The organism is Vibrio sp. 1078-1, from assembly GCF_033340475.1.
In genome coordinates this window covers 93757-115700 of record NZ_JAWOWM010000007.1, presented here as the reverse complement: position 1 = coordinate 115700, position 21944 = coordinate 93757, and the positions used below count along the sequence as shown (strand labels likewise).

The 21944-nt window shown below is 43.9% G+C and carries 18 protein-coding genes; 13 read left to right on the top strand and 5 right to left on the bottom strand.

Annotated elements, in window-relative coordinates; genetic code table 11:
• The first annotated feature begins 8 nt into the window (after window positions 1–8).
• The 4 genes from trpCF (at window position 9) to R7190_RS14985 (ending at window position 4401) form a co-directional block, all read left to right on the top strand.
• Window positions 9–1448, top strand: coding sequence for a bifunctional indole-3-glycerol-phosphate synthase TrpC/phosphoribosylanthranilate isomerase TrpF (gene trpCF / locus R7190_RS15000; protein WP_186584852.1), 1440 nt, complete (start codon window positions 9–11; stop codon window positions 1446–1448).
• 64 nt (window positions 1449–1512) lie between these two features.
• Window positions 1513–2703, top strand: coding sequence for a tryptophan synthase subunit beta (gene trpB / locus R7190_RS14995; RefSeq protein ID WP_005445041.1), 1191 nt, complete (start codon window positions 1513–1515; stop codon window positions 2701–2703).
• Window positions 2703–3509 carry a tryptophan synthase subunit alpha gene (trpA, locus tag R7190_RS14990; protein ID WP_025767264.1) on the top strand — a complete coding sequence of 269 codons (807 nt, stop codon included), beginning with the start codon at window positions 2703–2705 and terminating at the stop codon, window positions 3507–3509. The genes trpB and trpA overlap by 1 nt, the downstream gene beginning before the upstream one ends.
• 196 nt (window positions 3510–3705) lie before the next feature.
• Window positions 3706–4401, top strand: coding sequence for a Crp/Fnr family transcriptional regulator (locus R7190_RS14985; protein ID WP_005376777.1), 696 nt, complete (start codon window positions 3706–3708; stop codon window positions 4399–4401).
• 126 nt (window positions 4402–4527) lie between these two features.
• Here the strand turns inward: R7190_RS14985 and R7190_RS14980 are convergent, their stop codons facing one another.
• Entirely contained in the window at window positions 4528–6069 is a 1542-nt protein-coding gene (locus tag R7190_RS14980) for a long-chain-fatty-acid--CoA ligase (RefSeq protein ID WP_186584850.1), read from the bottom strand.
• Window positions 6070–6612: 543 nt separating this feature from the next.
• Here R7190_RS14980 and R7190_RS14975 point away from each other — a divergent pair.
• The 8 genes from R7190_RS14975 to R7190_RS14940 all read left to right on the top strand — a co-directional run bounded on the left by R7190_RS14975 (window position 6613) and on the right by R7190_RS14940 (window position 14291).
• Window positions 6613–7872, top strand: coding sequence for a dicarboxylate/amino acid:cation symporter (locus R7190_RS14975; protein ID WP_005376774.1), 1260 nt, complete (start codon window positions 6613–6615; stop codon window positions 7870–7872).
• 156 nt (window positions 7873–8028) lie between these two features.
• Window positions 8029–9213, top strand: a complete 1185-nt coding sequence (locus tag R7190_RS14970) for an acyl-homoserine-lactone synthase (RefSeq protein ID WP_186584848.1) — start codon at window positions 8029–8031, stop codon at window positions 9211–9213.
• Window positions 9206–11746, top strand: a complete 2541-nt coding sequence (locus tag R7190_RS14965) for a hybrid sensor histidine kinase/response regulator (RefSeq protein ID WP_186584846.1) — start codon at window positions 9206–9208, stop codon at window positions 11744–11746. Before R7190_RS14970 ends, R7190_RS14965 begins: the two co-directional genes overlap by 8 nt.
• Before the next feature lie 111 nt (window positions 11747–11857).
• Window positions 11858–12100, top strand: coding sequence for a hypothetical protein (locus R7190_RS14960; RefSeq protein ID WP_017634694.1), 243 nt, complete (start codon window positions 11858–11860; stop codon window positions 12098–12100).
• Between the two features lie 198 nt (window positions 12101–12298).
• Complete coding sequence (locus R7190_RS14955) at window positions 12299–12862, top strand: septation protein A (protein ID WP_005376769.1); 564 nt, start codon at window positions 12299–12301, stop codon at window positions 12860–12862.
• Between the two features lie 225 nt (window positions 12863–13087).
• Complete coding sequence (yciA, locus tag R7190_RS14950; RefSeq protein WP_005376768.1) at window positions 13088–13483, top strand: acyl-CoA thioester hydrolase YciA; 396 nt, start codon at window positions 13088–13090, stop codon at window positions 13481–13483.
• 115 nt (window positions 13484–13598) lie between these two features.
• Window positions 13599–13895, top strand: coding sequence for a YciI family protein (locus R7190_RS14945; protein WP_005376766.1), 297 nt, complete (start codon window positions 13599–13601; stop codon window positions 13893–13895).
• A 3-nt stretch (window positions 13896–13898) separates the two neighbouring features.
• A complete protein-coding gene (locus tag R7190_RS14940; protein WP_005386726.1) occupies window positions 13899–14291 on the top strand; it encodes a GspS/AspS pilotin family protein in 393 nt (130 codons plus the stop codon).
• Window positions 14292–14424: 133 nt separating this feature from the next.
• Here the strand turns inward: R7190_RS14940 and metE are convergent, their stop codons facing one another.
• Complete coding sequence (metE, locus tag R7190_RS14935; RefSeq protein WP_186584844.1) at window positions 14425–16707, bottom strand: 5-methyltetrahydropteroyltriglutamate--homocysteine S-methyltransferase; 2283 nt, start codon at window positions 16705–16707, stop codon at window positions 14425–14427.
• Between the two features lie 281 nt (window positions 16708–16988).
• On the opposite strand from metE, the gene metR reads away from it, so the two are divergent.
• The gene (metR, locus tag R7190_RS14930) at window positions 16989–17900 is read left to right on the top strand and encodes an HTH-type transcriptional regulator MetR (RefSeq protein WP_005386724.1); all 912 of its coding nucleotides are present in this window, start codon (window positions 16989–16991) and stop codon (window positions 17898–17900) included.
• Between the two features lie 21 nt (window positions 17901–17921).
• On the opposite strand, the gene R7190_RS14925 is transcribed toward metR, so the two are convergent.
• From R7190_RS14925 to R7190_RS14915, 3 genes are all read right to left on the bottom strand, one after another.
• Window positions 17922–18122: a DUF4250 domain-containing protein gene (locus tag R7190_RS14925; protein WP_005376762.1), complete on the bottom strand. Its 201-nt coding sequence runs from the start codon at window positions 18120–18122 to the stop codon at window positions 17922–17924.
• A 152-nt stretch (window positions 18123–18274) separates the two neighbouring features.
• Window positions 18275–18985, bottom strand: coding sequence for a hypothetical protein (locus R7190_RS14920; protein ID WP_005389354.1), 711 nt, complete (start codon window positions 18983–18985; stop codon window positions 18275–18277).
• Between the two features lie 86 nt (window positions 18986–19071).
• Window positions 19072–21528, bottom strand: a complete 2457-nt coding sequence (locus R7190_RS14915) for an EAL domain-containing protein (protein ID WP_186584842.1) — start codon at window positions 21526–21528, stop codon at window positions 19072–19074.
• Window positions 21529–21944: the final 416 nt, after the last annotated feature.

The window sequence follows — 21944 nt, the reverse complement described above, 5'->3', positions numbered from 1 at the left end:
TGAAGAAGATGACTGACTTCAACACTCAGCAAGCTGACAACCTGTCTGAACACGTTTCTAAGAAAGAAGCAGAAATGGCAGAAGTACTGGCGAAAATTGTCCGCGACAAATATCAGTGGGTAGCAGACCGTAAGGTGTCTCAGCCGCTAAGCACATTTCAGTCTGATTTACTGCCATCGGACCGCAGCTTCTACGATGCTCTGAGTGGCGAAAAGACGGCCTTCATCACCGAATGTAAGAAGGCATCTCCTTCTAAAGGTTTGATTCGTGATCACTTCGACTTGGATTACATTGCATCGGTTTACAACAACCATGCTGATGCGATTTCAGTCCTAACAGACGAGAAGTACTTCCAAGGTAACTCTGACTTTCTTCCTCAAGTGCGTGGCCAAGTCAAACAACCGGTTCTGTGCAAAGACTTCATGGTAGATACCTACCAAGTTTACCTAGCGCGTCATTACAGTGCTGATGCCGTGCTACTGATGCTTTCTGTCCTGAATGACGAAGAGTACAAAGCGCTAGAGGAAGCAGCGCACAGCCTGAACATGGGTATCTTGACCGAAGTCAGCAACGAAGAAGAGCTTCATCGTGCCGTTAAGCTTGGCGCACGCGTTATCGGCATTAATAACCGTAACCTTCGCGACCTAAGTACTGATTTGAATCGTACTAAAGAACTGGCACCGACCATTCGCGAACTGGCTCCTAACGCAACAGTAATCTCAGAATCTGGCATTTATACGCATCAACAAGTTCGTGATTTAGCGGAATACGCAGACGGCTTCTTGATTGGTAGTTCACTGATGGCGGAAGACAACCTAGAACTTGCTGTACGTAAAGTGACGTTAGGCGAAAATAAAGTGTGTGGCTTAACGCATCCAGATGACGCAGCAAAAGCATATCAAGCAGGCGCAGTATTTGGTGGCCTGATTTTTGTCGAGAAGTCGAAGCGTGCGGTCGACCTTGAAGGTGCGCGCTTAACCATGAGCGGTGCTCCACTGAACTATGTAGGCGTGTTCCAAAATCACGATATCGATTTTGTTGCTTCTGTCGTGACCTCTTTGGGTTTAAAAGCGGTGCAACTGCACGGTCAAGAAGACCAAGCTTACGTAAACCAACTCAAAGCCGAACTGCCAGCAGCGGTAGAAATTTGGAAAGCTTACGGCGTGACTGATGCCAAGCCAGAACTGCTAGCAGACAACATTGATCGCCATTTATTAGATGCGCAAGTTGGCACTCAAACTGGCGGAACTGGTCAAGTGTTCGACTGGTCACTGATCGGCGACCCAAGTCAAATTATGCTAGCGGGCGGACTGTCGCCAGAAAATGCTCAACAAGCAGCGACACTAGGTTGCTTGGGATTAGATTTAAACTCTGGTGTAGAAAGCGCACCAGGCAAAAAAGATTCACAGAAGTTGCTCGCGGCCTTCACCGCCATTCGCAGCTACTAAAGCTGGATATCAGCTAAAAAATTTAAAGCTATTCGTAGCGAAAAATACGAGAAGGAATATAACGATGGCAAAACTGAATGCCTACTTTGGCGAATACGGCGGTCAGTACGTTCCGCAAATTCTAGTTCCAGCACTGGAGCAACTAGAGCAAGCGTTTATCGACGCGCAAGAAGATCCAGAATTCCGCAGCGAATTCATGACGCTTCTCCAAGAGTATGCGGGCCGTCCAACGGCTTTGACTCTAACTCGTAACCTAACCAAAGGTACGAAAACCAAACTGTACCTAAAACGTGAAGACCTACTTCACGGTGGCGCGCACAAGACCAACCAAGTGTTAGGTCAAGCTCTGCTTGCAAAACGCATGGGTAAAAACGAAATCATCGCAGAAACAGGCGCAGGCCAACACGGTGTAGCAACTGCACTAGCGTGTGCGCTGCTTGGCCTTAAGTGTCGCGTTTACATGGGTGCAAAAGACGTTGAGCGTCAAAGCCCGAACGTATTCCGTATGAAGCTAATGGGCGCAGAAGTTATTCCTGTCCACTCGGGTTCAGCAACGCTTAAAGACGCATGTAACGAAGCGCTACGCGACTGGTCTGCAACTTATGAAGACGCGCACTACCTACTAGGTACAGCGGCAGGTCCTCACCCATTCCCAACCATCGTGCGTGACTTCCAACGCATGATTGGTGAAGAAACGAAGAATCAGATTTTGGCACGTGAAGGCCGTCTTCCTGATGCGGTTATCGCATGTGTGGGCGGTGGTTCAAACGCTATCGGCATGTTTGCTGACTTCATCGAAGAAGAAAGCGTTCGCCTAATTGGTGTTGAGCCAGCAGGTAAAGGTATCGATACTGACCAGCACGGTGCACCACTTAAGCATGGTAAAACAGGCATCTTCTTCGGTATGAAAGCGCCATTGATGCAAGATCCAAACGGCCAAGTTGAAGAGTCTTACTCAGTATCTGCTGGTCTTGATTTCCCTTCAGTTGGTCCACAACACGCCCACCTAAACGCAATCGGCCGTGCTGAATACGACAACGTAACAGATGATGAGGCGCTAGAAGCATTCCAAGAGATTGCGCGTCACGAAGGTATCATCCCTGCTCTAGAATCTTCTCACGCACTGGCTCATGCACTGCGTATGGCTCGTGAGAACCCAGAAAAAGAGCAATTGTTGGTTGTTAACCTATCTGGTCGTGGTGATAAAGATATCTTCACTGTGCATGCCATCCTAGAAGAAAAAGGAGCAATCTAATGAGCCGTTATGAAAAGATGTTTGAGCGCCTAAACGAAAAGAACCAAGGCGCGTTTGTACCGTTCGTAACGGTTTGCGATCCAAACGCAGAGCAGTCTTACAAAATCATGGAAACACTGGTTGAGTCTGGCGCAGATGCCCTTGAACTTGGTATTCCATTTTCAGATCCGCTAGCCGATGGCCCAACCATCCAAGGCGCTAACATTCGCGCGTTAGATTCAGGTGCAACACCAGATATCTGCTTCGAGCAAATCGGTAAGATCCGAGCTAAGTACCCAGAGTTGCCTATTGGCCTTCTGATGTACGCGAACCTTGTTTACTCTCGTGGTATCGAGAACTTCTATGAGCGTTGTGCAAAAGCAGGCATCGATTCTGTTTTGATTGCAGACGTACCAACTAATGAAAGTGCTGAATTTGTTGCTGCTGCAGAAAAGTTTGGTATTCACCCAATCTTCATCGCACCACCAACGGCAAGTGATGAAACACTGAAGCAAGTATCAGAGTTGGGTGGCGGATACACTTACCTACTCTCTCGTGCAGGTGTTACTGGCGCAGAAACCAAAGCAAACATGCCTGTAGGTCATATGCTCGATAGACTGAACCAATTTGATGCACCACCAGCGCTACTTGGTTTTGGCATCTCTGAGCCTGCACAGGTGAAACAAGCACTAGAATCTGGTGCGGCTGGTGCAATTTCTGGTTCAGCCGTGGTAAAAATCATTGAAGCGAACGTTGAGCAGCCACAAATTATGCTCGACAAGCTAGGTGAATTCGTTTCTGCAATGAAAGCTGCCACTCAAAAATAATTTCAGTTTGATATGACACAACAACGCCCGCTTAACATTATGTTTAGTGGGCGTTTTCTTACTATCGCGTTTATACCACGTCATTTTTTGTTCAACGCCCGCACTTTCCAAATCTATCTCAAGCAGAGCACTCAAAGAGTGTTAAGCTTGGGTAACTTAACTAACTCAATAAAGCAATGTGCAGTAAGGTTGCTACATGGAAGAAGTCAAAACACTGCTAGCCAAATGTCCTGTACTATCAGGGCTGCCAGATAAAGGGCTTAGTGAAGCAGCGCAAATGACTAAGGTTCGCTGCTTCGACGAAAAAGCACTGATTTGCAATAAAGGTGCGCTTCAATCTTCTCTTATGGTCATAGCTCAAGGTGCAGTGAGAGTGAACTCAATTAGTTCAAAAGGCAAAGAAGTCACACTGATGATTTTCGAAGCTGGTGGCTGGTTTGGAGACAATGTTTTTTCTCCCGGTATGCCTCGTATTTTTGGTGCGACCGCGCATTCTGACGTGACTGTAATGGAGCTTCCTGGAGATAAATTTCGCCAATTACTCGCCAAATACCCTCAAAGTTACCCCACTATACTAGACTTACTTAGCCGCCGCTTGTGGTCTGCTATTTCTGTTATCGAAGATGACGCGATTAGAGGAATTGAAGAACGAGTCGCCAAAAGGTTGCTGCTACTTGCTGAATACCAACTTAATCAAGCGATCGATACTCGACCATGCGTTGTCAGGGTAACAAGAGAACATATCGCTAACATGATGGGGCTAACTCGTCAGAGTGTACACAAGATACTAAAACGACTAGAAAGTATCGGGATGCTAGAGCTAAACTATGGCTCAGTAACCATTACCAATCCGAAACGCTTAGAAGAATACTTTAAAGAACTCGAGCAATAGATCCATTCAACAAACGCTAAGTATTGTCTAACGATAGCTAAAAAACTTATGCATCTAATTGGTCAAGAGCACAACACCATTTGCGCTTAGGCAAGTGGCGCTGTGACACAAAAACCATTGAATTGACTAAGCTATATTCAATTCAGATTTCAACTCACGTTTCAAAATCTTTCCTGTCGCACTCATCGGGAGGTGTTCACGAATTTCGACATAACGAGGATATTTAAACGAGGCTAATTGCTCTTTACCCCACTTTTGTAATGAATCGGCGTCAATATATTCTTTTGGTTTAAGTACAACGTAAGCTTTTATCTCTTCGCCATACTCTTCATTTGGAATCCCTATCACCGCTACCATTGAAACTGCAGGATGAGTCATGAAAACTTCTTCAATTTCTCTGGGATAAACATTAAATCCACCTCGAATGATCAGATCTTTCATTCTATCGACAATAAATAAATTACCTGAACTGTCAAAGCGGCCCACATCACCAGTATGGAACCAACCATTTTGTAGCGCAGATTCAGTAACTTCTGGGCGGTCAAGATATCCCTTCATAACATTATGACCACGCACAACAATCTCACCTTCTTCGCCTATCGGTAGTGCATTACCTTCAATATCGATAACTTTTACTTCGACACCTTGAACCGGTTGACCTACCGAGCCTGGTATGCGCTCCTGATCCAAATGATTAAAACATGCAATAGGACTTGTCTCCGACAACCCGTATCCTTCTAAGATCGGCACATTAAATGTTTCTTCAAAGGTTCGAAAGATTTCGGTTGGCAATGACGCACCACCGCTTACTGCAACACGCAATGACGAGGTATCAAATTGATGCTGCACATGAAGCAGACCGATGTACATCGTTGGCACACCAGCAAATATCGTCACCCTATGTTTTTCCACCAGCTCAAGAACATGTTTAGGCTCAAACCTAGGCACTAACACCAATGTTGCCCCGCCCAAAACACTAGCATTTAAGTGGACGGTTTGACCAAATGTATGAAATAAAGGCAAAGTTACTAAGTGAATATCATCGGCCTGGCTGCCCATAATGTTTTGTGCCACCAGAGCGTTCATTATGATGTTCTGCTGAGTCAGCTCAGCGCCTTTTGGTAAGCCTGTCGTCCCTGATGTATACAAAATCACACAAGTATCATCCGCATTACGCGGTATATAATCCGGCAACGGTTGGACATCGGCTATAAACGCATTGAGAGTTATTACACCATTCCAATAGCTTTGATCTTGAGATTGAGTCAGTACGACTATGCCTTCGCATGTATCGACTTGTTCAAAGGCTTTGACGCCCTCTTTTGCCATTGGCAGTTCTTTCGTCCCTTCAAAGCAGAAATAAAACTTCGCTTTTGAATCTTCTAAGTGATACTTAATTTCTCGCGCTTTCAAAAGCACATTTAATGGGACTGCAACCGCGCCAGCTTTTTGTATTGCATAATAAACAAACGCGAAAAAAGGAATGTTTGGGCATGAAATCGCAACGCGGTCACCTGGCTTTACGCCTTTATTGATTAAAGACGCTGCGATCTTGCCGGCGATCGCATTAAACTGCGCATAATTTATCTTTTCAGCGCCACATATCAACGCCGTTTTATCTGGTTTACTCGCAGCATTTCTTTGTAACGCAGCAGCAAGATTCATCATAGTCTCTTCACCTCTTACTTGTCTTTCTCGTCTAATCAGCTCAGGAGCATTAACTAAGCAAGTTATCCTTAACACTGGATCGTCAGCATTTGATTCTCACCAGTCATTACCATTTAACATTATGTTTACAACGCAATCAGGACTAAGAATGTAAAGCAATTAACATTTCAGAAGGCAAATTAATAAAAGTGTGAGCTTGAAAGAGATGAATTGTTATAAATATCACCCCAAGTCACTAAAAACTCTGACTGCAATAGCAAATACAAAAGCGGTTAAAATTAACAAAAAGAAAACAAATAAAGAAAAATAAACTTGAACAATCCCAAGCGTAACCCTTATAAGAAAAATCAATAGCAAACGTTTGCTATTGAACAAAACTTTATCGTTCGTCAATAAAATATCGATTAATCCATCAATAATACCTTGCTGCATATTGCCAATTGTAAACGATAAGTGTAAAAAGCAAGGCGAGATAATTATCCGTAAATCCATTTATGGTTAGTGGGTAATTTTAGGATTTTACATTTTATTAGCACAGAGGTTATGGAAGTGTTAAAAGAAAAGAGTTTGCTAAACAACATTGGCGTACAAGTCGTAATCGCCATGATCGTGGGCACAGCCGTTGGTGCCATGATGGGTCATGATGCGACAGTGTTCGCTCCTTTAGGTGCTATCTTTATCAACTTAATCAAAATGTTGGTTATTCCTTTGGTCGCTGTAGCCTTGATTTCTGGCGCCGCTGGTCTTGGGAACAGCCAGTCAGCAGGTAAAGTTGGTATCGTCACTCTAGGTTATTTTGGTTTAACATCCGCCCTAGCCGTTGCGCTTGCACTATTTATGGGTGAAGTATTCCAACCAGGCATGGGTATCGACGTCTCTGGCGTTGAAGGCATGTTCTCAGCAGAATACGCTTCAAAAGGTGAACTACCTACTTTCTGGGCAACCATCACTGGTATGATCCCAACCAACGTTTTCCAATCACTAAATGAAGCAAACATCCTACAGATACTCGTTTTCTGTATGTTCTTTGGTATTGCGATTTCTAAGCAAGCAAAAGAACGTCGTGAACCAATCATCAATGGTGTTAACTGCATCGTTGACGCAATGGTTTGGATGATCAATAAAGTAATGATCATTGCACCTATCGGTGTATTTGGTCTGATGGCAGAAGCCGTCGGTACGTTCGGTTTTGGTGCGCTAATGGTGGTGTTTAAACTGTTCGTTGTTTACGTTGCCGCCATCCTAATCTTCGGTTTCGTTGTTTACCCAGCAATGGTGCATGTTTTCACGAAGACATCTGCGAAGAAATTCCTGTCTTCAATGAAGAAACCGCAAGCAGTTGCGCTTTCAACAGCGTCTTCTATGGCAACACTGCCTGTCACAATGGACACCTGTGAAAAAGAGCTGGGCGTAAAAAATTCAACTGCATCATTTGTTCTGCCTCTAGGCGCAACGATCAACATGTCAGGTAATGCGATTTACTATGGCTTGGTTGCTATCTTCTTTGCTCAACTGTTCAATATCGATCTAGGCATGGGCGCTTACATTGCAATTATCGTAACGTCTACATTGGGTGCGGTTGGTCAAGCGGGTGTTCCTGGCCCTTCTTTCCTAGTGGTTGCCGTGCTTCTTGCCGCTGGCATTCCAATTGAAGGTCTACCGCTGCTATTCGCTCTTGACCGTATTTTCGATATGATTCGTACAGCACTGAACATCACAGGTGATGCTGCATGTGCAGTTATCGTTGATGCGCTAATTGAAGAAGAAACGGCAGAAGCTGAGCTAAAAAAGCAAGAAGCCTAACCCTTTCTTGAATAGACCAAAAACCGCTCATAATGAGCGGTTTTTTTGTCTTTTCTTGCATTACGTAACTATACAAATAGAAACCGATGGCATAAATTTTTCAAAATGATATAAACCATTACAAAATATAACAAAACGTTAGAACTAGGTTATATCATGAGTCTTGAGCAATCTTTGGAATATCTCACCAAAACAAATTTGCCGATCGAATCAAAGCAGCAGGCACTGATTGACTTAGTTATTCTTACCCTAACGAAACAAAAACGAGATGCTCTTTTTCAACAGGTTGCTCTGTATCGAATAAAACTGCTTAAATCTCTCTTTCCTAAACACGCATCAAAAAGTCTTTCTGCACTATTTGAGTTAATGGATTATCGAGATTTAGTGCAACAGTATCCGACAGGTTTCTCCAAAGAGATTCGTTTACTTGAACAACTTGCCGCAGATTGTTACCCGCATTGGATGGTTTTCTGGTGTCAATGCGAGATCGAAGCAATCAAGCAAAAATATCCTTCAAACGAAGCTGCGATTCCTACTCCGCTTCCGTTTGACGACCACAGCTATACTAGCGTGTTAATTGAAGATATCGCAGATTGCGATCTTGAGGTAATGCTGCCAAATCATGCAGCGTTAATGCCGATTTCCGAAGCGATCACACTGAGTAATCTTGAGCTTTTCGTCCAAACTGAACAATGGTTTGAAATCTTGCCTCTTTTATCACTCTCGCAAAAAGGGCAGCACTTTGCGCTCTTGCTCAAATCGTCATCTTCACCAATCATGGTCTCCTCCGCTTTAGTGCAAAGCTGGCATCAACGAAATAACTGGCTCAGTTACTCACCACAGTTTAGTAACGAACAATGGCAGTTTTGCTTTCCTAATCATGGGTACAGTGTTCTCAATCAACTGGGTATTTTGGAGTGTCGTGCTCTAACTCATGAGCACACTCTTATTGAGTTTGATGCTCAGTTTCAATCTCGTGTAAAGAACACTGAAGCGGTTTGCGAAGTGCTGCGCCTTACGGTGGGAGGCAACATCCAACAAAAGCTGTATTTTTTGTATCTGGCGCAAAAAACAATGATGAGTGAGCTTTATAAAACAGGCTATAAGCTCGGCTTTACCATTATTGAGCAAGTATTTATGTTAAATTTCTATCAATCTATTGATTTAAGTGCCTACTTTCACTCAGGATACCGCGACATTAACGGTGACGGTACCAAGACATACCGCGGTTTCTGGAATTTAGGTATGATGGTTGAAGCATTTCAAGACATACAATTTCGCGACTACAAACATTGCGTACGAACAAAAAGAATGGATAAAAAGGTGAATGAGCATGCTTGATGTTCATTTGCACGGTCTCTTTTACCCAAAAGCAATGGCATTGTACGCGACTGTACTAATAGTATTCGCTTGGCTACTGTATTACTGCTATCGCCTAAAGCAGAAGAGTGAATCAATCTTAGGCTCGCATCACGCGCCTTACATCGCTTATTCCAGCTGTATCATTGTTTGGATAAGCAGCAACGCCTATTTCCATACCGATTTATTGCCAGAATTAGGCTCTGTTGGTGGCATCTTTATGGCTAAGTTAGCGAACTTAGCGTCTTTTTTCGCCTTTGCGTTTGCATTCTATTTTTCTTGCCAGTTAACCGCAGATGTTAAAAAAACAGCGGTCAAAGTCTGGCAAAAAGTCGTCTTTGTCGCACTAGCAACGTATTCACTGTACATCAACTTAGTGCCGAATCTTACTGTCGAAAATGTCACCATTAGTGGTCCAAGCCAGTTCGTCATTGAATTTGGCCCACATACCTCATATTTTTTCATTAGTTTGCTAGCTTTCGTGGTACTAACGCTGCTTAACTTGATTGCCATGCGCGCGAACAGCAGCAAGCTCACGCTAGCAAAAAGCAACTATATGATCGCTGGCATTTTGGTATTCATGTTATCTACGGCAGTGATACACCTTGGAATGACGTATTTCCTTGGCGACTTCTCCCTAACTTGGTTACCACCAGCACTTTCAATCAGCGAAATGTTGTTTGTGGGCTATGCCCTACTTACCTCCCGCTTCTACAGCGCTAAATATCTCACGTACTTAACGGTAAGCGCGCTCTTAGTCTGCGCCATTTTTGTTCTGCCGCTAGGGGCGATATTTATTCCGATCTCTGAAGATAACCAATGGCTTGTTGCGGTACCTTTATGTGCGCTTATCGGTATCACTTGGCACTTGCTTTTTAAGCGAGTCAGTCGTTACGCTTCGTATTTTATTTATGGGAAACGACACACTCCCGTTCAGCAAATCCTTGGGTTAGAGGAAGAGTTTAAACGCTCAATAGATGATGCTATGCGTCAGTTGGCATCGTTACTTAACATACCAAACAACAAGCTACAGCTAGTCACTAGCAATTACACAGAAACGTTTTACGAAGAGTACCTGCCGTCAAGCAAGTCAGTTCTCGTGCTTGATGAGTTGTCTGAAGAAATTGATTATGCCTCCTCTTCTAAAGGGTCGATGAGAAAGCTCTACGAGCGCATGCGCTCAAGCAATACTGCGCTCGTTATGCCTCTCTTCGGTCGTGGAAAATCTGTTACTCACTTGCTGATTTCTTCACATAAAATAGATAATAAGCTGTTTTCTAATGAAGAAATCTCAGCTCTGCAAACGTTATTAGTTCGCATCCAGAGCACCATTGAAGCCGATAGAAAGGTACGCCAAAGCCGTGCGCTGGCTAACTCCATTGCACATGAAATGCGTAACCCTCTCGCTCAAGTACAATTACAATTTGAAGCTTTAAAACAGCATATAGAGTCAAACGCCTCACTGGATACGCTAAAAAGAGAAATTGATAAAGGTGAAGCCGCTATACAACGCGGTCGACAACTTATCGATATTATTTTACGAGAAGTTAGCGACAGCTCACCAGAGCATGAGCCTTTAGCTCTCACTTCCATACATAAAGCCATCGACCAAGCAGTAAGCCGTTATGGTTTTGAAAACGATCAAATAATAGAGAGAATTAACCTGCCACAGGCACACGATTTTGTCGCGAAGTTAAATGAGACCCTGTTTAACTTTGTCATTTTCAATTTGATTCGTAACGCTATCTACTATTTTGATTCTTATCCCGACAGTCAAATTGAGATTCGTACCCAGACGGGGGCTTACGAAAACATTCTGATCTTCCGAGATAGTGGGCCAGGTATATGTAGCAGTATCTTACACAAGATATTTGATGACTTTTTCTCGTATCAAAAAAGCGGAGGCAGTGGCTTAGGTTTGGGCTATTGCCAACGTGTTATGCGCTCCTTCGGAGGACGAATAGAGTGCCAGTCTGAATTGAACGAGTTCACAGAATTCTACTTGTATTTCCCAGTCGTACCAAACGCACCAAAACCAGAGACATTAAGAGCACCGGACTTTGATAGCTGGAAAGCAACTGCATCACATTCTGAAAATTATTCAGCTCAACACGTACAAGTATGTAAAGATGCACCAACAGTGCTCATTGTAGATGACAAAGAGGTGCAACGCACCTTGGTACAGATGTATTTAAAAAGATTGGGAGTCAACAGCTTACAAGCAAATAATGGAGCCTCTGCGGTAGAACTATTCCACTCTCACAAGATTGATCTCGTTCTTATGGATGTCCAAATGCCGGTAATGAATGGATTTGACGCCAGCCAACGGATTAAGCAAATCACATCCTCCGTTCCAATCATTGCCTTATCTGGTGAGTCTGGAGCTAGAGAGTTGGAGCTAATTTCGACACTCATGGATGACAGGCTCGAAAAGCCCACCACGTTAAATGCACTTCAAGTCGTCATCCAAAGATGGTTACAGAACGAGAATTTTGCACCTTCCAACACTTTTTAATTTGCAAATATAGAATTGGCACTAGATGTGCATTGTTGGAGTAAATCGAATTATCCAGAAGGTCAAGCAGGCTGCAAATGAGTAGCGTATGAGCTTGATAAGGAGATCGCCATGTTACTTCATCGACATACATACTACGGCTTGATTCATCATGGAATCAAAACACTGTTACTTGATCGCTTAGGCCACTATACAGAAGAAGAGTATCATCAATATCTGACCCTGATGACTGGTAAATCCACTTGCTTCACGATGTCTCTCGAAGAGCTAGAAGCAACGGTCGATAACTTACTGCGGGAAGGCTATTTAGAAGATGTAAAAACGCTTATTTCCCAATATCAACGTGTGGCTTAAGGTTTAAAACTCTCAACTCTATTGCCGCTTCACGCGGCAATTTTTATTCCTTCCATTTGCTGTTTCGACGTGGAAGAAGCTTGCGGTCTATACGATATACTAAGCGTTACTATTCTTACCTTAACTTCCTCAGTATTCACATCTTGTCAGATTCCGTTAGACTGTCTTCAATTCAATAATTAGGTAGATTTTGCCATCATGAAGCAGATCCTAGACTTTATACCACTCATCGTTTTCTTCGCTTTATACAAGCTGTACGACATCTACGTAGCGACAGGTGCACTGATCGTAGCAACAGCCATTCAACTTGTCGTCACCTACGCGCTGTATAAGAAAGTCGAAAAGATGCAGCTAATAACATTTGTTATCGTCACTATCTTCGGCGGCATGACCCTTTTCTTCCACGACGACAATTTTATAAAGTGGAAAGTCACCATCATTTACGCGATTCTGGCGATTGGCTTAGCAGTGAGCCACGCATTGGGAAAATCAGCTATCAAAGGTATGCTAGGCAAGGAAATTACGTTACCTGACGCTGTTTGGGCAAAGATTAACTGGGCTTGGGTTGGCTTCTTCTCATTCTTCGCTGGCCTAAACATTTATATTGCTTACGAATTGCCGTTGGATGTTTGGGTTAACTTCAAAGTATTTGGAATGTTGATCGCGACATTTGCCTACATGATTGCGACTGGCTTTTACATTTATAAACACATGCCAAAAGAACAAAAAAATAACTCATCCGATGTGTCCACTGATGATTAAAAACTCAGTTTTGCTATAATCCGCGACTTCACAGCGACCTTAGGGTCGCTGTTTTGCTCCATGTATCAGTAAACCGCTCAAACAACGTACCGTTTTCAGACCATTCTTGCTGCTGTAAACCAACTTTCTCTGGTCCGGTATCTGCGGTTTTTTAAGGACCTTTGGTTCTAGGTATTTACTATGTTGGCGCTTAGTTTGAGCGCCTTTAAGATTTAGGATGTCACAATGAGTCAAGAAATTAGCTCTCCGAAAGGTCAAATGCTGCTTCGTACCCTTGCAATGCCTGCAGATACAAACGCCAATGGCGATATTTTTGGCGGTTGGATAATGTCTCAGCTCGACTTAGCGGGCGCGATTCTGGCAAAAGAGATCTCTTGTGGTCGCGTTGTCACCGTTTCGGTATCAAGCATTACGTTCAAAAAACCTGTTGGTGTGGGCGATGTCGTATGCTGCTACGGCGAATGCACTAAGATCGGCCGCACATCCATGAGTGTCGATTTGGAAGTATGGGTCAAACCCGTCAAAGCTCACGGTGTTGGCGAACGCTTCATGGTTTGTGATGCGACCTTCAACTACGTAGCCATTGACAGTGAAGGTAAACCACGTCCGGTTCAGAATTAGTCAACCTACAACGCTAACAGTTAGAAAGGATCTCACATTTTCTGTTGTTCACTTGTGAGAGACACAAAAAAGGCGTTAAATTAACACTTTACCCTACCAATTAAGGAACTATGCTATGTGGTATGTCATCTTTTCACAGGACGTTGAGAACTCGTTGGAAAAACGCATGAGCGTTCGCCCACAACACTTGGATCGCTTACAAAAGCTACAAGACGAAGGTCGCCTTCTTACAGCTGGTCCGATGCCTGCGATAGATTCTGACAATCCTGGTGAAGCTGGATTTACGGGCTCAACTGTCATCGCTGAATTCGCCTCTCTAGAGGATGCTAAAGCGTGGGCAGAAGCCGATCCTTACGTAGCGGCTGGTGTTTACGATAATGTAATCGTGAAACCGTTCAAAAAAGTGTTTTAATTTATGAAAAAATTACTGTGTCTTTTCTTGGTATTTGGTGCTCTGGCTGGCTGTTCATCAACCGATGATAATCAGCGCCAACTTGAGCTTATGGCATCAAACCGAGCAGGAGTCTTGTCAGCGGGCCTCCCTTTAGAGTACGGTCCACTGCAAATAATGCGTGTCTCATCCAACAAAAATGTTGTAGAGATGATGATGATTTATAACGATGGCGCACTCGGTGCAAAGCCGTTAAATCAAGTACTGAATACCAGTATCTATACCTACTGCAGCAACCCAGAAGTTCGCAAGCAAATTGATATGGGCTTGATGTATCGTATTAAAGTACGTAATTCTCGCGGTCAGTTGATGGCAGATGAGTTGGTTTCCGCACAGACTTGTACTCAGGTGAAGTAGCTACAGTAATTTTTGTTGCTTTCGGCATGAGACGATGATTCGCTATTATTGGATAATCTGAAAACGAAAGTTAACAATTAAGAATAGAAAAACGGAGACCACAGTCTCCGTTTTTATTTGCTGTAACGATGTGTTATGCCAGCTCAGCACGGAGCTTCTTCGCCGCTGAAACCAGATTTGCCAATGCGGCTTCTGTCTCCTTCCAGTTTCGTGTTTTCAGACCACAATCTGGGTTTACCCACAAACGTTGAGCCGGAATTTTTTCTGCCGCTTTCTTGATTAAACCTTCAATCCATTCTTCCGTAGGAATGTTTGGTGAGTGAATGTCATAAACACCAGGGCCAATTTCGTTCGGGTAATTGAACTCTTCAAATGCTTTCAGCAACTCCATATTCGAGCGAGATGTTTCAATGGTAATGACGTCCGCATCGAGTGCCGCAACCGAATCAATGATTTCATTGAACTCGCTGTAACACATATGAGTGTGAATCTGAGTTTCTGGTTTTGCACTTGCCGCAGAGACCTTAAACGCATTTACGGCCCATTCTAAGTACGCTTTGTGATCGCGTTTTTTGAGTGGTAAACCTTCTCGAATGGCTGGCTCATCAATTTGAATGATATTGATGCCTGCATCTTGCAGGTCAGACACCTCATCACGCAGTGCCAAAGCAAGTTGCTGCGCAATTTCTTGACGTGTGATGTCTTCACGTGGGAACGTCCAACACAAAATCGTAACTGGTCCAGTCAACATGCCTTTCATCTGTTTGCTGGTTAGCGACTGGGCGTACGTCGACCATTCAACCGTGATCGGTTTTTCACGTTCAATGTCAGCAACTACAATGGCAGGTTTCACACAGCGAGAGCCATAACTCTGTACCCAACCAAATTTGGTCGTTTGAAAACCCGCCAAGTTCTCAGCGAAGTATTCCACCATGTCGTTACGCTCTGCTTCGCCGTGAACAAGCACATCTAGGTCGAGCGCCTCTTGACGTTTTACTGCGTCAGCAATATGTCCTTTAAGTGCTTGGATATATTCAGACTCAGATAATTGACCTGTACGATAAGCGCTGCGCTGCACCCGGATTTCACCCGTTTGAGGAAAAGAGCCGATTGTCGTTGTTGGCAACAAAGGCAAGCCCAATACTTCAGCTTGATGCGCAGCACGCTCTGCATAAGGTGCGCTGCGCTCGGCAAGTGACGCGGTAATGTTGTTTAAACGCGCTTGTACTTGAGGTTTATTCACATGTGTTGCTGTCTTGCGCGCTTTGATTGGCTGGCTATAGGTATCACAAGCGAGAATCGCATTTTGGTCACCATCGAGCGCTCGGCCAAGCAAGGCGACTTCTGCCACTTTTTGTTTTGCAAAGGCAAACCAACTTTTTACTTCTTCGCTCAGTTCTGTTTCCAGTGCTAAATCAACAGGGCTATGTAGCAGAGAACATGAACTGGCAACCCAAAGTTTGTCGCCCAGTTTCTCTTTGACTGGCTGTAGACGCTCGAGTTGGGCACTTAAATCTGAACGCCACACGTTACGACCATTCACAACGCCGGCAGAAAGCACCCACCCCTCCGGTAACTTGGCAACCACATCGTCAAGCTGCTGAGGGACGGCAGATAAATCGATATGCAAACCATCCACCGGTAGCTCTACAATTTTGTCTAGCGTATCGCTTACGGAGTCAAAGTACGTCGTTAGCAGCACTTTTACATCGCTTCGAATCACTTGGTAGGCTAGCTTAAACGAATCAGCCCATTTGCTTTCTAGCTCCAGTGACAAAATTGGCTCATCAATCTGAACCCACTCAACACCTTGACTTGCTAGCTTTGCCAAAATAGCTTGGTAAGCAGTAAGTAAGCGTGGTAGCAGGGTTAAGCGGTCAAACCCTTCTTCGACCTCTTTGCCCAAGTAAAGGTAACTGACTGGGCCAAGCAAAACAGGCTTCACTTGGTGGCCAGCTTGAAGCGCTTCGTTGACTTCTTCAAACAGTTGCGGCCAGCTTACTTCAAACGTATCGTCCTTGCTGAACTCAGGGACAATGTAATGGTAGTTTGTGTTGAACCATTTGGTCATATCCGATGCCGCAGCGCCCGCACAGCTGCAACCCGCCTGAGATTGACCGCGACCCACTTTAAACAACGTATCCAGGTTAGGGAAACCATCAGCGTGACGCTTTGGCACATGACCCAATAGCAACGTGGTCGTCAGTACATGATCGTACCAAGCGAAGTCGCCAGCGGTGGCAAAACTCAGACCAGCATCCGTTTGTGTTTGCCAGTTTTTGGCGCGTAGATCTGCCCCAACCTTTTTAAGCTCAGCTTGATCAATTTCTCCTCGCCAGTATTTCTCCTGAGCGAATTTTAATTCTCTTTTTTCACCAATGCGTGGATAACCTAGTATGTGAGTCGTTGTCGCCATGTCCCTATTCCTTTCTCAATTTTGTTCAATTTGTTTGGGTCAGAGCATCTTTCGGTAAACAATAAGATGTCTGGATGGCTAAACTATCGCTCTCATCTGATATTAGAACAACGTCCATTTATTCAACTTGTTTATTAAAAAAATTCATCATGAAGCGACATGATTCGCAAATAAAAACAACAAATAGACGTCTAGACGTTTACATATCCATTTTTTGTCGTTAAGTTATTTACACGATTGCTATTCTGTTCATAGCGAGCAACAAAGGATGAAAGGAATTCATGATAGAGCTAAAACATTTGCGGACACTCACTTCGCTTCGAGACACTGGCTCTCTAACGGCGACAGCGACCGCTTTGCATCTCACTCAGTCGGCACTGTCTCATCAGATCAAAGATTTGGAGGCGCGAATTGGAGGGCAACTGTTCCTGAGAAAGACTCGTCCGGTGAAGTTCACTTCAGAGGGAGAAATCCTATTGCGTCTTGCAGAAGATATCCTTCCGAAACTCGCAAGAGCAGAAAATGATTTAGCGAGCTTGAAAGAGGACGTCAATGGCCGATTACATATGGCCATTGAATGTCACTCTTGCTTCCAATGGCTAATGCCTGCACTTAGGGAGTACCAACTTGCTTGGCCTAGCGTAACATTGGACTTTTCCTCTGGTTTTGGCTTTGAACCACTCCCAGCTCTATTGGCAGGCGAACTCGATCTCGTTATTACTTCCGATATCCAACCTCGATCCGAAGTCCACTACGAGCCTCTATTCGACTTTGAAATGCGTTTAATTACCGCAACCAACCACCCATTGGCGGAAAAAGAAATTATTGAGCCGCAAGATCTCGCAGATCAAACCATGCTCTCTTATCCTGTTCAAAAACAAAGGCTAGACGTCGTAAAACACTTTCTTCAGCCAGCAGGAATAGAACCTGCGAAATGGAAGCAAGCCGACAACACTCTCATGTTAGTTCAGATGGTCTCTGCTGGATTAGGGGTGGCGGCACTACCCAATTGGGCGATTTCTGAATTTTCTCGCCAAGGTCTTATTACCAGTAAACCTTTCGGCCAAGGCTTATGGCGTCGCTTGTTTGCTGCAACGCGTCACTCAGAGAAAGAAAAGCGTTACTTACAAGCTTTTTTCGCAACCGCGAGGCTACAATGTAAAAGCCACCTTGACGGAATCAAGGTGGCTTAAAAGATTTGGGTTATGAAAGGCTTAGCGTTGATATGCTTTAAATTGGTTAGTCAATGGATCGTACTGATAACCGAGCATATCAAGCTTGCCGACTACAGACTCTACATCCATCTCATACACTGATACTAACTCGTCAAAACTGTCGCACTCTAAACGTAGCTTTTCGTTGACGATACCTAGCAAAATAGTGCTGTCCAGATTACCTACATTGCTTAAATCCATCGCGACTCTCCTCTTCGACAAGGTATATAAACAAGCGTAGTAGTAATCACGCGAATTTAAAGTGAGTGCGATCTAAAACGTGATCACCTTATACCCAAGCACCAAGAAAGCACTTGGATATAAGCTGTCTAGCTTTGTCTTTAGAATAGAGGTTAAGCCGCGAGAGAGAATAAACCTTGCAGGCTCGTCATCGACGCGAGTGCTAGCAACAAGGCAACGCTCAGTTGCACCTTTTCTGGTTTCTTATGCGTAAAAATATGCCAACACCACACAATAATTGAAGAAATTAGCATAGCTAAAGACAGCAAGATCGGCTGTGTCGCAGCGTTTAGTGTGGCTTCATTTAACTGATAAGAAGCAAACAACGTTGCGATGACTAATAGCATTCCAGACACAATGCCCGTAACTGGTAAAATACGGTGAAATGCCTGTAATCTGCTGCGAGCTATCGTAAGCAGCAATTGAGAAAATGACGCCCCAAGGAAAAATATCATTAGCGCCATCGCTATCGATGCTGGCCAGCTTGATTGCTCAAATACTTGAATACTCACATACGCAAAGGCCAAACCATTCGCTAAATGCATCGCCCATAGTGGCCCTTTTTCACGCGTTTTCTTGGTTTGAACCTGAGAATAGAAGTAGAAAATAGCAAACACGATCATAAATGCTTCAATGCGAAGTGACGCAACAGCGAGCCACAATACAGCTACTGCAGGCAACATTTTATGAAGACGTCCTCGCTGACCAGGACAAATATCGCCCTTGATTAGAAGCAAAGTCAGTAGCGCTTGTGCGCCAAATAGCATCGGAGGGAAAGTAACCAGCAATTGTTGAATCATGTTGAATGCACGCTCAAAAGTCATTTTGGGGGGCGATAATATCAAATCAACTATCGCCAAACCACCGAAAGTCGGCCCCCAAATGAGCTAAAACGGTAAGACAATTTTATTCACAGAGAAGCAAGATACTTCAACGCGTCTTCCTGCGTTAAAACTCCACGGTACTCTTCTTTGGTATTACACAATACCCAAGGGAAACGAATGCCGGTTTTAACCAACTCTCGAATAACAGAGACAGGTAAATCCTCATCAACCAACACAAATTCGGTGCTCATTATCTGATTAACAGGACGTTTCCAAATTCTGCTTTCTCGTTCAGTTTCTCGCTCTGTGCCCATCGAGGGCGTTAGGTGTAAATTCACCGTCTCTTTCGTAATTAACCCAACACAACGATTTTCATTGAGAACAACTAAAGGCAAGCTTGGATTCAAATTCATGTACTCCACTGCCAAGGAGAGCGGTTCTCCAGGGTCCATAGACCTGACTTGTTCATGGCTCACAGATTGCAACACATCACTTTGCTTAGACTCAACCGCGATGTCAGAGAACAGATGCTCATAACTGTCCGCTTTATCCATCAAATCGACAGGCACGGCAGCAGAAAATAGAAAGCCCTGCATGTAATCGACACCGATTTCTGCCAATACTTGAAGTTCTTGCTTAGATTCCACGCCTTCAGCAACCACTTTTACATTCATTTGCTGTGCAAGCTCGGTGACCATTTTCACAATGTTATAGCTGGTGCTCCCTTTATGAATGTTCTTGATGAATTTTCGGTCTATTTTCAGTAAATCAAACTGCCCTTTTTCTAGATAAGAAAAAGAAGAATACCCAGTACCGAAGTCATCAATCGCGATCTCAATGCCCTCTTTCCGCACTTCCTCTAGAGCTCGAGTATGCTCCTCATCTTGTTCAAAATACGCGGTTTCTGTTAGCTCGATAGTTACTCGCTTAGGGTCTACACCACTGGCTTTAATCAAATCATGCGACCGCTGAAGGATCTGAAGAGAATCCAATTTCGTATTGAGGGAGCGATTGATGGTCACGCCCACTTCCTCGCCATAAATTTCTTGTAAGCGCGGAAAGTGCTTCAACGCAGCTTGGCAGACCACATCATCAAGTGCCGCTATGAGTTCTAGATCTTCAATAATAGCGATCATCTTTTGCGTACAATACGCATCATTTTCATCATAGAAGCGTGCGAGAGCCTCGAACTTAACCACTCTTCCGGTTTGAACGTCGATAATCGGTTGAAAGTAAACGTCCACTAGCCCACTCTCTATTTGCGCCTCCAAAAACGCCTCGAGATGTTGGCGCTTCACTAATTCAGAGTGAAGTTCACTGTCGTAAAAGTTGAAATAGCTGCCTTCACCGGAAATAGAGGACAACATCGCTTGCGCTGCATGTGCTAGCGCTTGTCTTGGTCGGTTCGTATCATAACCAAGGATTGACACACCAGTTTGGCCTTTAACGATAGTGGCATGCATTTTTGTGCCCATTTCATTTCTAAGCTCATTAAAGAATCCTTTCATGGCAATTTGGATCAAACGAACCGGGCTCAACCATTGACAATGAGGGGTCTGCAAGCATACGACAAACACATCCCGAGATAACTGCCCCGCAATACTGGTGTAGCGACTTCGCATAATAAAATCTGCAAAACCTAATTGCTGTTCAAGCAAGTATCTCTCCGAAAACTTGGGTCTTAGTGTCATAACAATGTTGAGTTCTTTATTTCTGCTTTCATTCGCTAAGGTAGCTAATTGGAGTTCAAATTCTTTCCTCGTCGGTAAAAAGGCAGCCCAATCATGCTGTTGTTCACAACGATTTTTCATCCACAACAACGAAGCAGAAATATCCGTAGAAAATCCGAGATAAAGAATTCGTCCAGAGTGAAACGTAAGTCGGTAAATACAAAGATGATGAGCTTGGTTGCTACCGTTTGCTGTTTTGCTCAGCAAGTTACCACACCAACATCCTTCATCATTAATTTGCTGCCACAGCTGATCATAAAACGCTTGGCTATGGTGAGAGGTACTGAATATATGAGTTTTAAGCCCAACCAGATCTCGGTTTTGATAGCCCATTTGTAACTCAAAGGCACGGTTACAACCTAAGATGCGCGTATCTTCATCGGCAACTAAAACGCCTACATTTGGCAAATCAAAAATCGTTTCGAGAATTTTCGCTAACTCCTCGCAACCAGTGATTGTTAATTGTGGAATGATAGTGCCTTGGATAATGCGCTTATTGAGCCTTTCAAAACTAATAGTAACGTGCACTAAGTTAACGTTTTTTAGCATCATGCAACAAGAAAACCGCCCCCGTCCGCCAAAGAGTTCCACTTCTAGAATTCGTTGTTTTAGCGTTTCTTGTTGCCCCATCAGCATATGATCAAACAAGTTATTTAGGCTGGTTACTGGCGTACTTATCCCAAATGCCTTTGCCATTCCTTGCTGATCACATTCGAACTCGCGAGTATCAATATCGTAAGACCACTCTATAACAGGAGTTAGACTGGAAGTCGTTTGCATTTTTGGATGCACTGTTGTCGTAGATTCACTCATACCCTAGCCCCTTTTTTTGTAATTAGCCCAAGGCTCAAAATTCACAGTCAATTCGCGACATTCCAGTTGGGACCTGCCGATCCTCTTTATAGATGGATTGTGTCAACGATAAGCCTATCGACTTAGAACTATTTCCAGAGCAGCTCAGCCTTTTGCATTTAATATGCACTAATTTGATTATAGGCTTTACCCCATATAAGCACACCATTGCTTATGCTTTGTATTAAGATTGCGACATTTTTCATGAACCGATCTATAACCATGAGGCTTTCAAGGTGAAATTAGACAGAAAATCGCCGATAGAGCATTGATATTTTTACAAACCAAATAAAACTCGATGAACTAAGCTTGAATAGATGAGTTTGTTATAGATACCTGATAATCAAATCGCTATAATTCGCGCTCCCTGGAACAGA

What these genes read in the sequence shown, in the direction of transcription:
- trpB (WP_005445041.1), top strand. Translation starts at nt 1,513, where the DNA reads ATGGCAAAACTGAATGCCTACTTTGGCGAATACGGCGGTCAGTACGTT.
- R7190_RS14985 (WP_005376777.1), top strand. Translation starts at nt 3,706, where the DNA reads ATGGAAGAAGTCAAAACACTGCTAGCCAAATGTCCTGTACTATCAGGG.
- R7190_RS14980 (WP_186584850.1), bottom strand. Translation starts at nt 6,069, where the DNA reads ATGATGAATCTTGCTGCTGCGTTACAAAGAAATGCTGCGAGTAAACCA.
- R7190_RS14960 (WP_017634694.1), top strand. Translation starts at nt 11,858, where the DNA reads ATGTTACTTCATCGACATACATACTACGGCTTGATTCATCATGGAATC.
- trpCF (WP_186584852.1), top strand. Translation starts at nt 9, where the DNA reads ATGACTGACTTCAACACTCAGCAAGCTGACAACCTGTCTGAACACGTT.
- R7190_RS14965 (WP_186584846.1), top strand. Translation starts at nt 9,206, where the DNA reads ATGCTTGATGTTCATTTGCACGGTCTCTTTTACCCAAAAGCAATGGCA.
- metR (WP_005386724.1), top strand. Translation starts at nt 16,989, where the DNA reads ATGATAGAGCTAAAACATTTGCGGACACTCACTTCGCTTCGAGACACT.
- R7190_RS14955 (WP_005376769.1), top strand. Translation starts at nt 12,299, where the DNA reads ATGAAGCAGATCCTAGACTTTATACCACTCATCGTTTTCTTCGCTTTA.
- R7190_RS14945 (WP_005376766.1), top strand. Translation starts at nt 13,599, where the DNA reads ATGTGGTATGTCATCTTTTCACAGGACGTTGAGAACTCGTTGGAAAAA.
- R7190_RS14970 (WP_186584848.1), top strand. Translation starts at nt 8,029, where the DNA reads ATGAGTCTTGAGCAATCTTTGGAATATCTCACCAAAACAAATTTGCCG.
- R7190_RS14975 (WP_005376774.1), top strand. Translation starts at nt 6,613, where the DNA reads ATGGAAGTGTTAAAAGAAAAGAGTTTGCTAAACAACATTGGCGTACAA.
- R7190_RS14920 (WP_005389354.1), bottom strand. Translation starts at nt 18,985, where the DNA reads ATGACTTTTGAGCGTGCATTCAACATGATTCAACAATTGCTGGTTACT.
- trpA (WP_025767264.1), top strand. Translation starts at nt 2,703, where the DNA reads ATGAGCCGTTATGAAAAGATGTTTGAGCGCCTAAACGAAAAGAACCAA.
- metE (WP_186584844.1), bottom strand. Translation starts at nt 16,707, where the DNA reads ATGGCGACAACGACTCACATACTAGGTTATCCACGCATTGGTGAAAAA.
- R7190_RS14925 (WP_005376762.1), bottom strand. Translation starts at nt 18,122, where the DNA reads ATGGATTTAAGCAATGTAGGTAATCTGGACAGCACTATTTTGCTAGGT.
- yciA (WP_005376768.1), top strand. Translation starts at nt 13,088, where the DNA reads ATGAGTCAAGAAATTAGCTCTCCGAAAGGTCAAATGCTGCTTCGTACC.
- R7190_RS14940 (WP_005386726.1), top strand. Translation starts at nt 13,899, where the DNA reads ATGAAAAAATTACTGTGTCTTTTCTTGGTATTTGGTGCTCTGGCTGGC.
- R7190_RS14915 (WP_186584842.1), bottom strand. Translation starts at nt 21,528, where the DNA reads ATGAGTGAATCTACGACAACAGTGCATCCAAAAATGCAAACGACTTCC.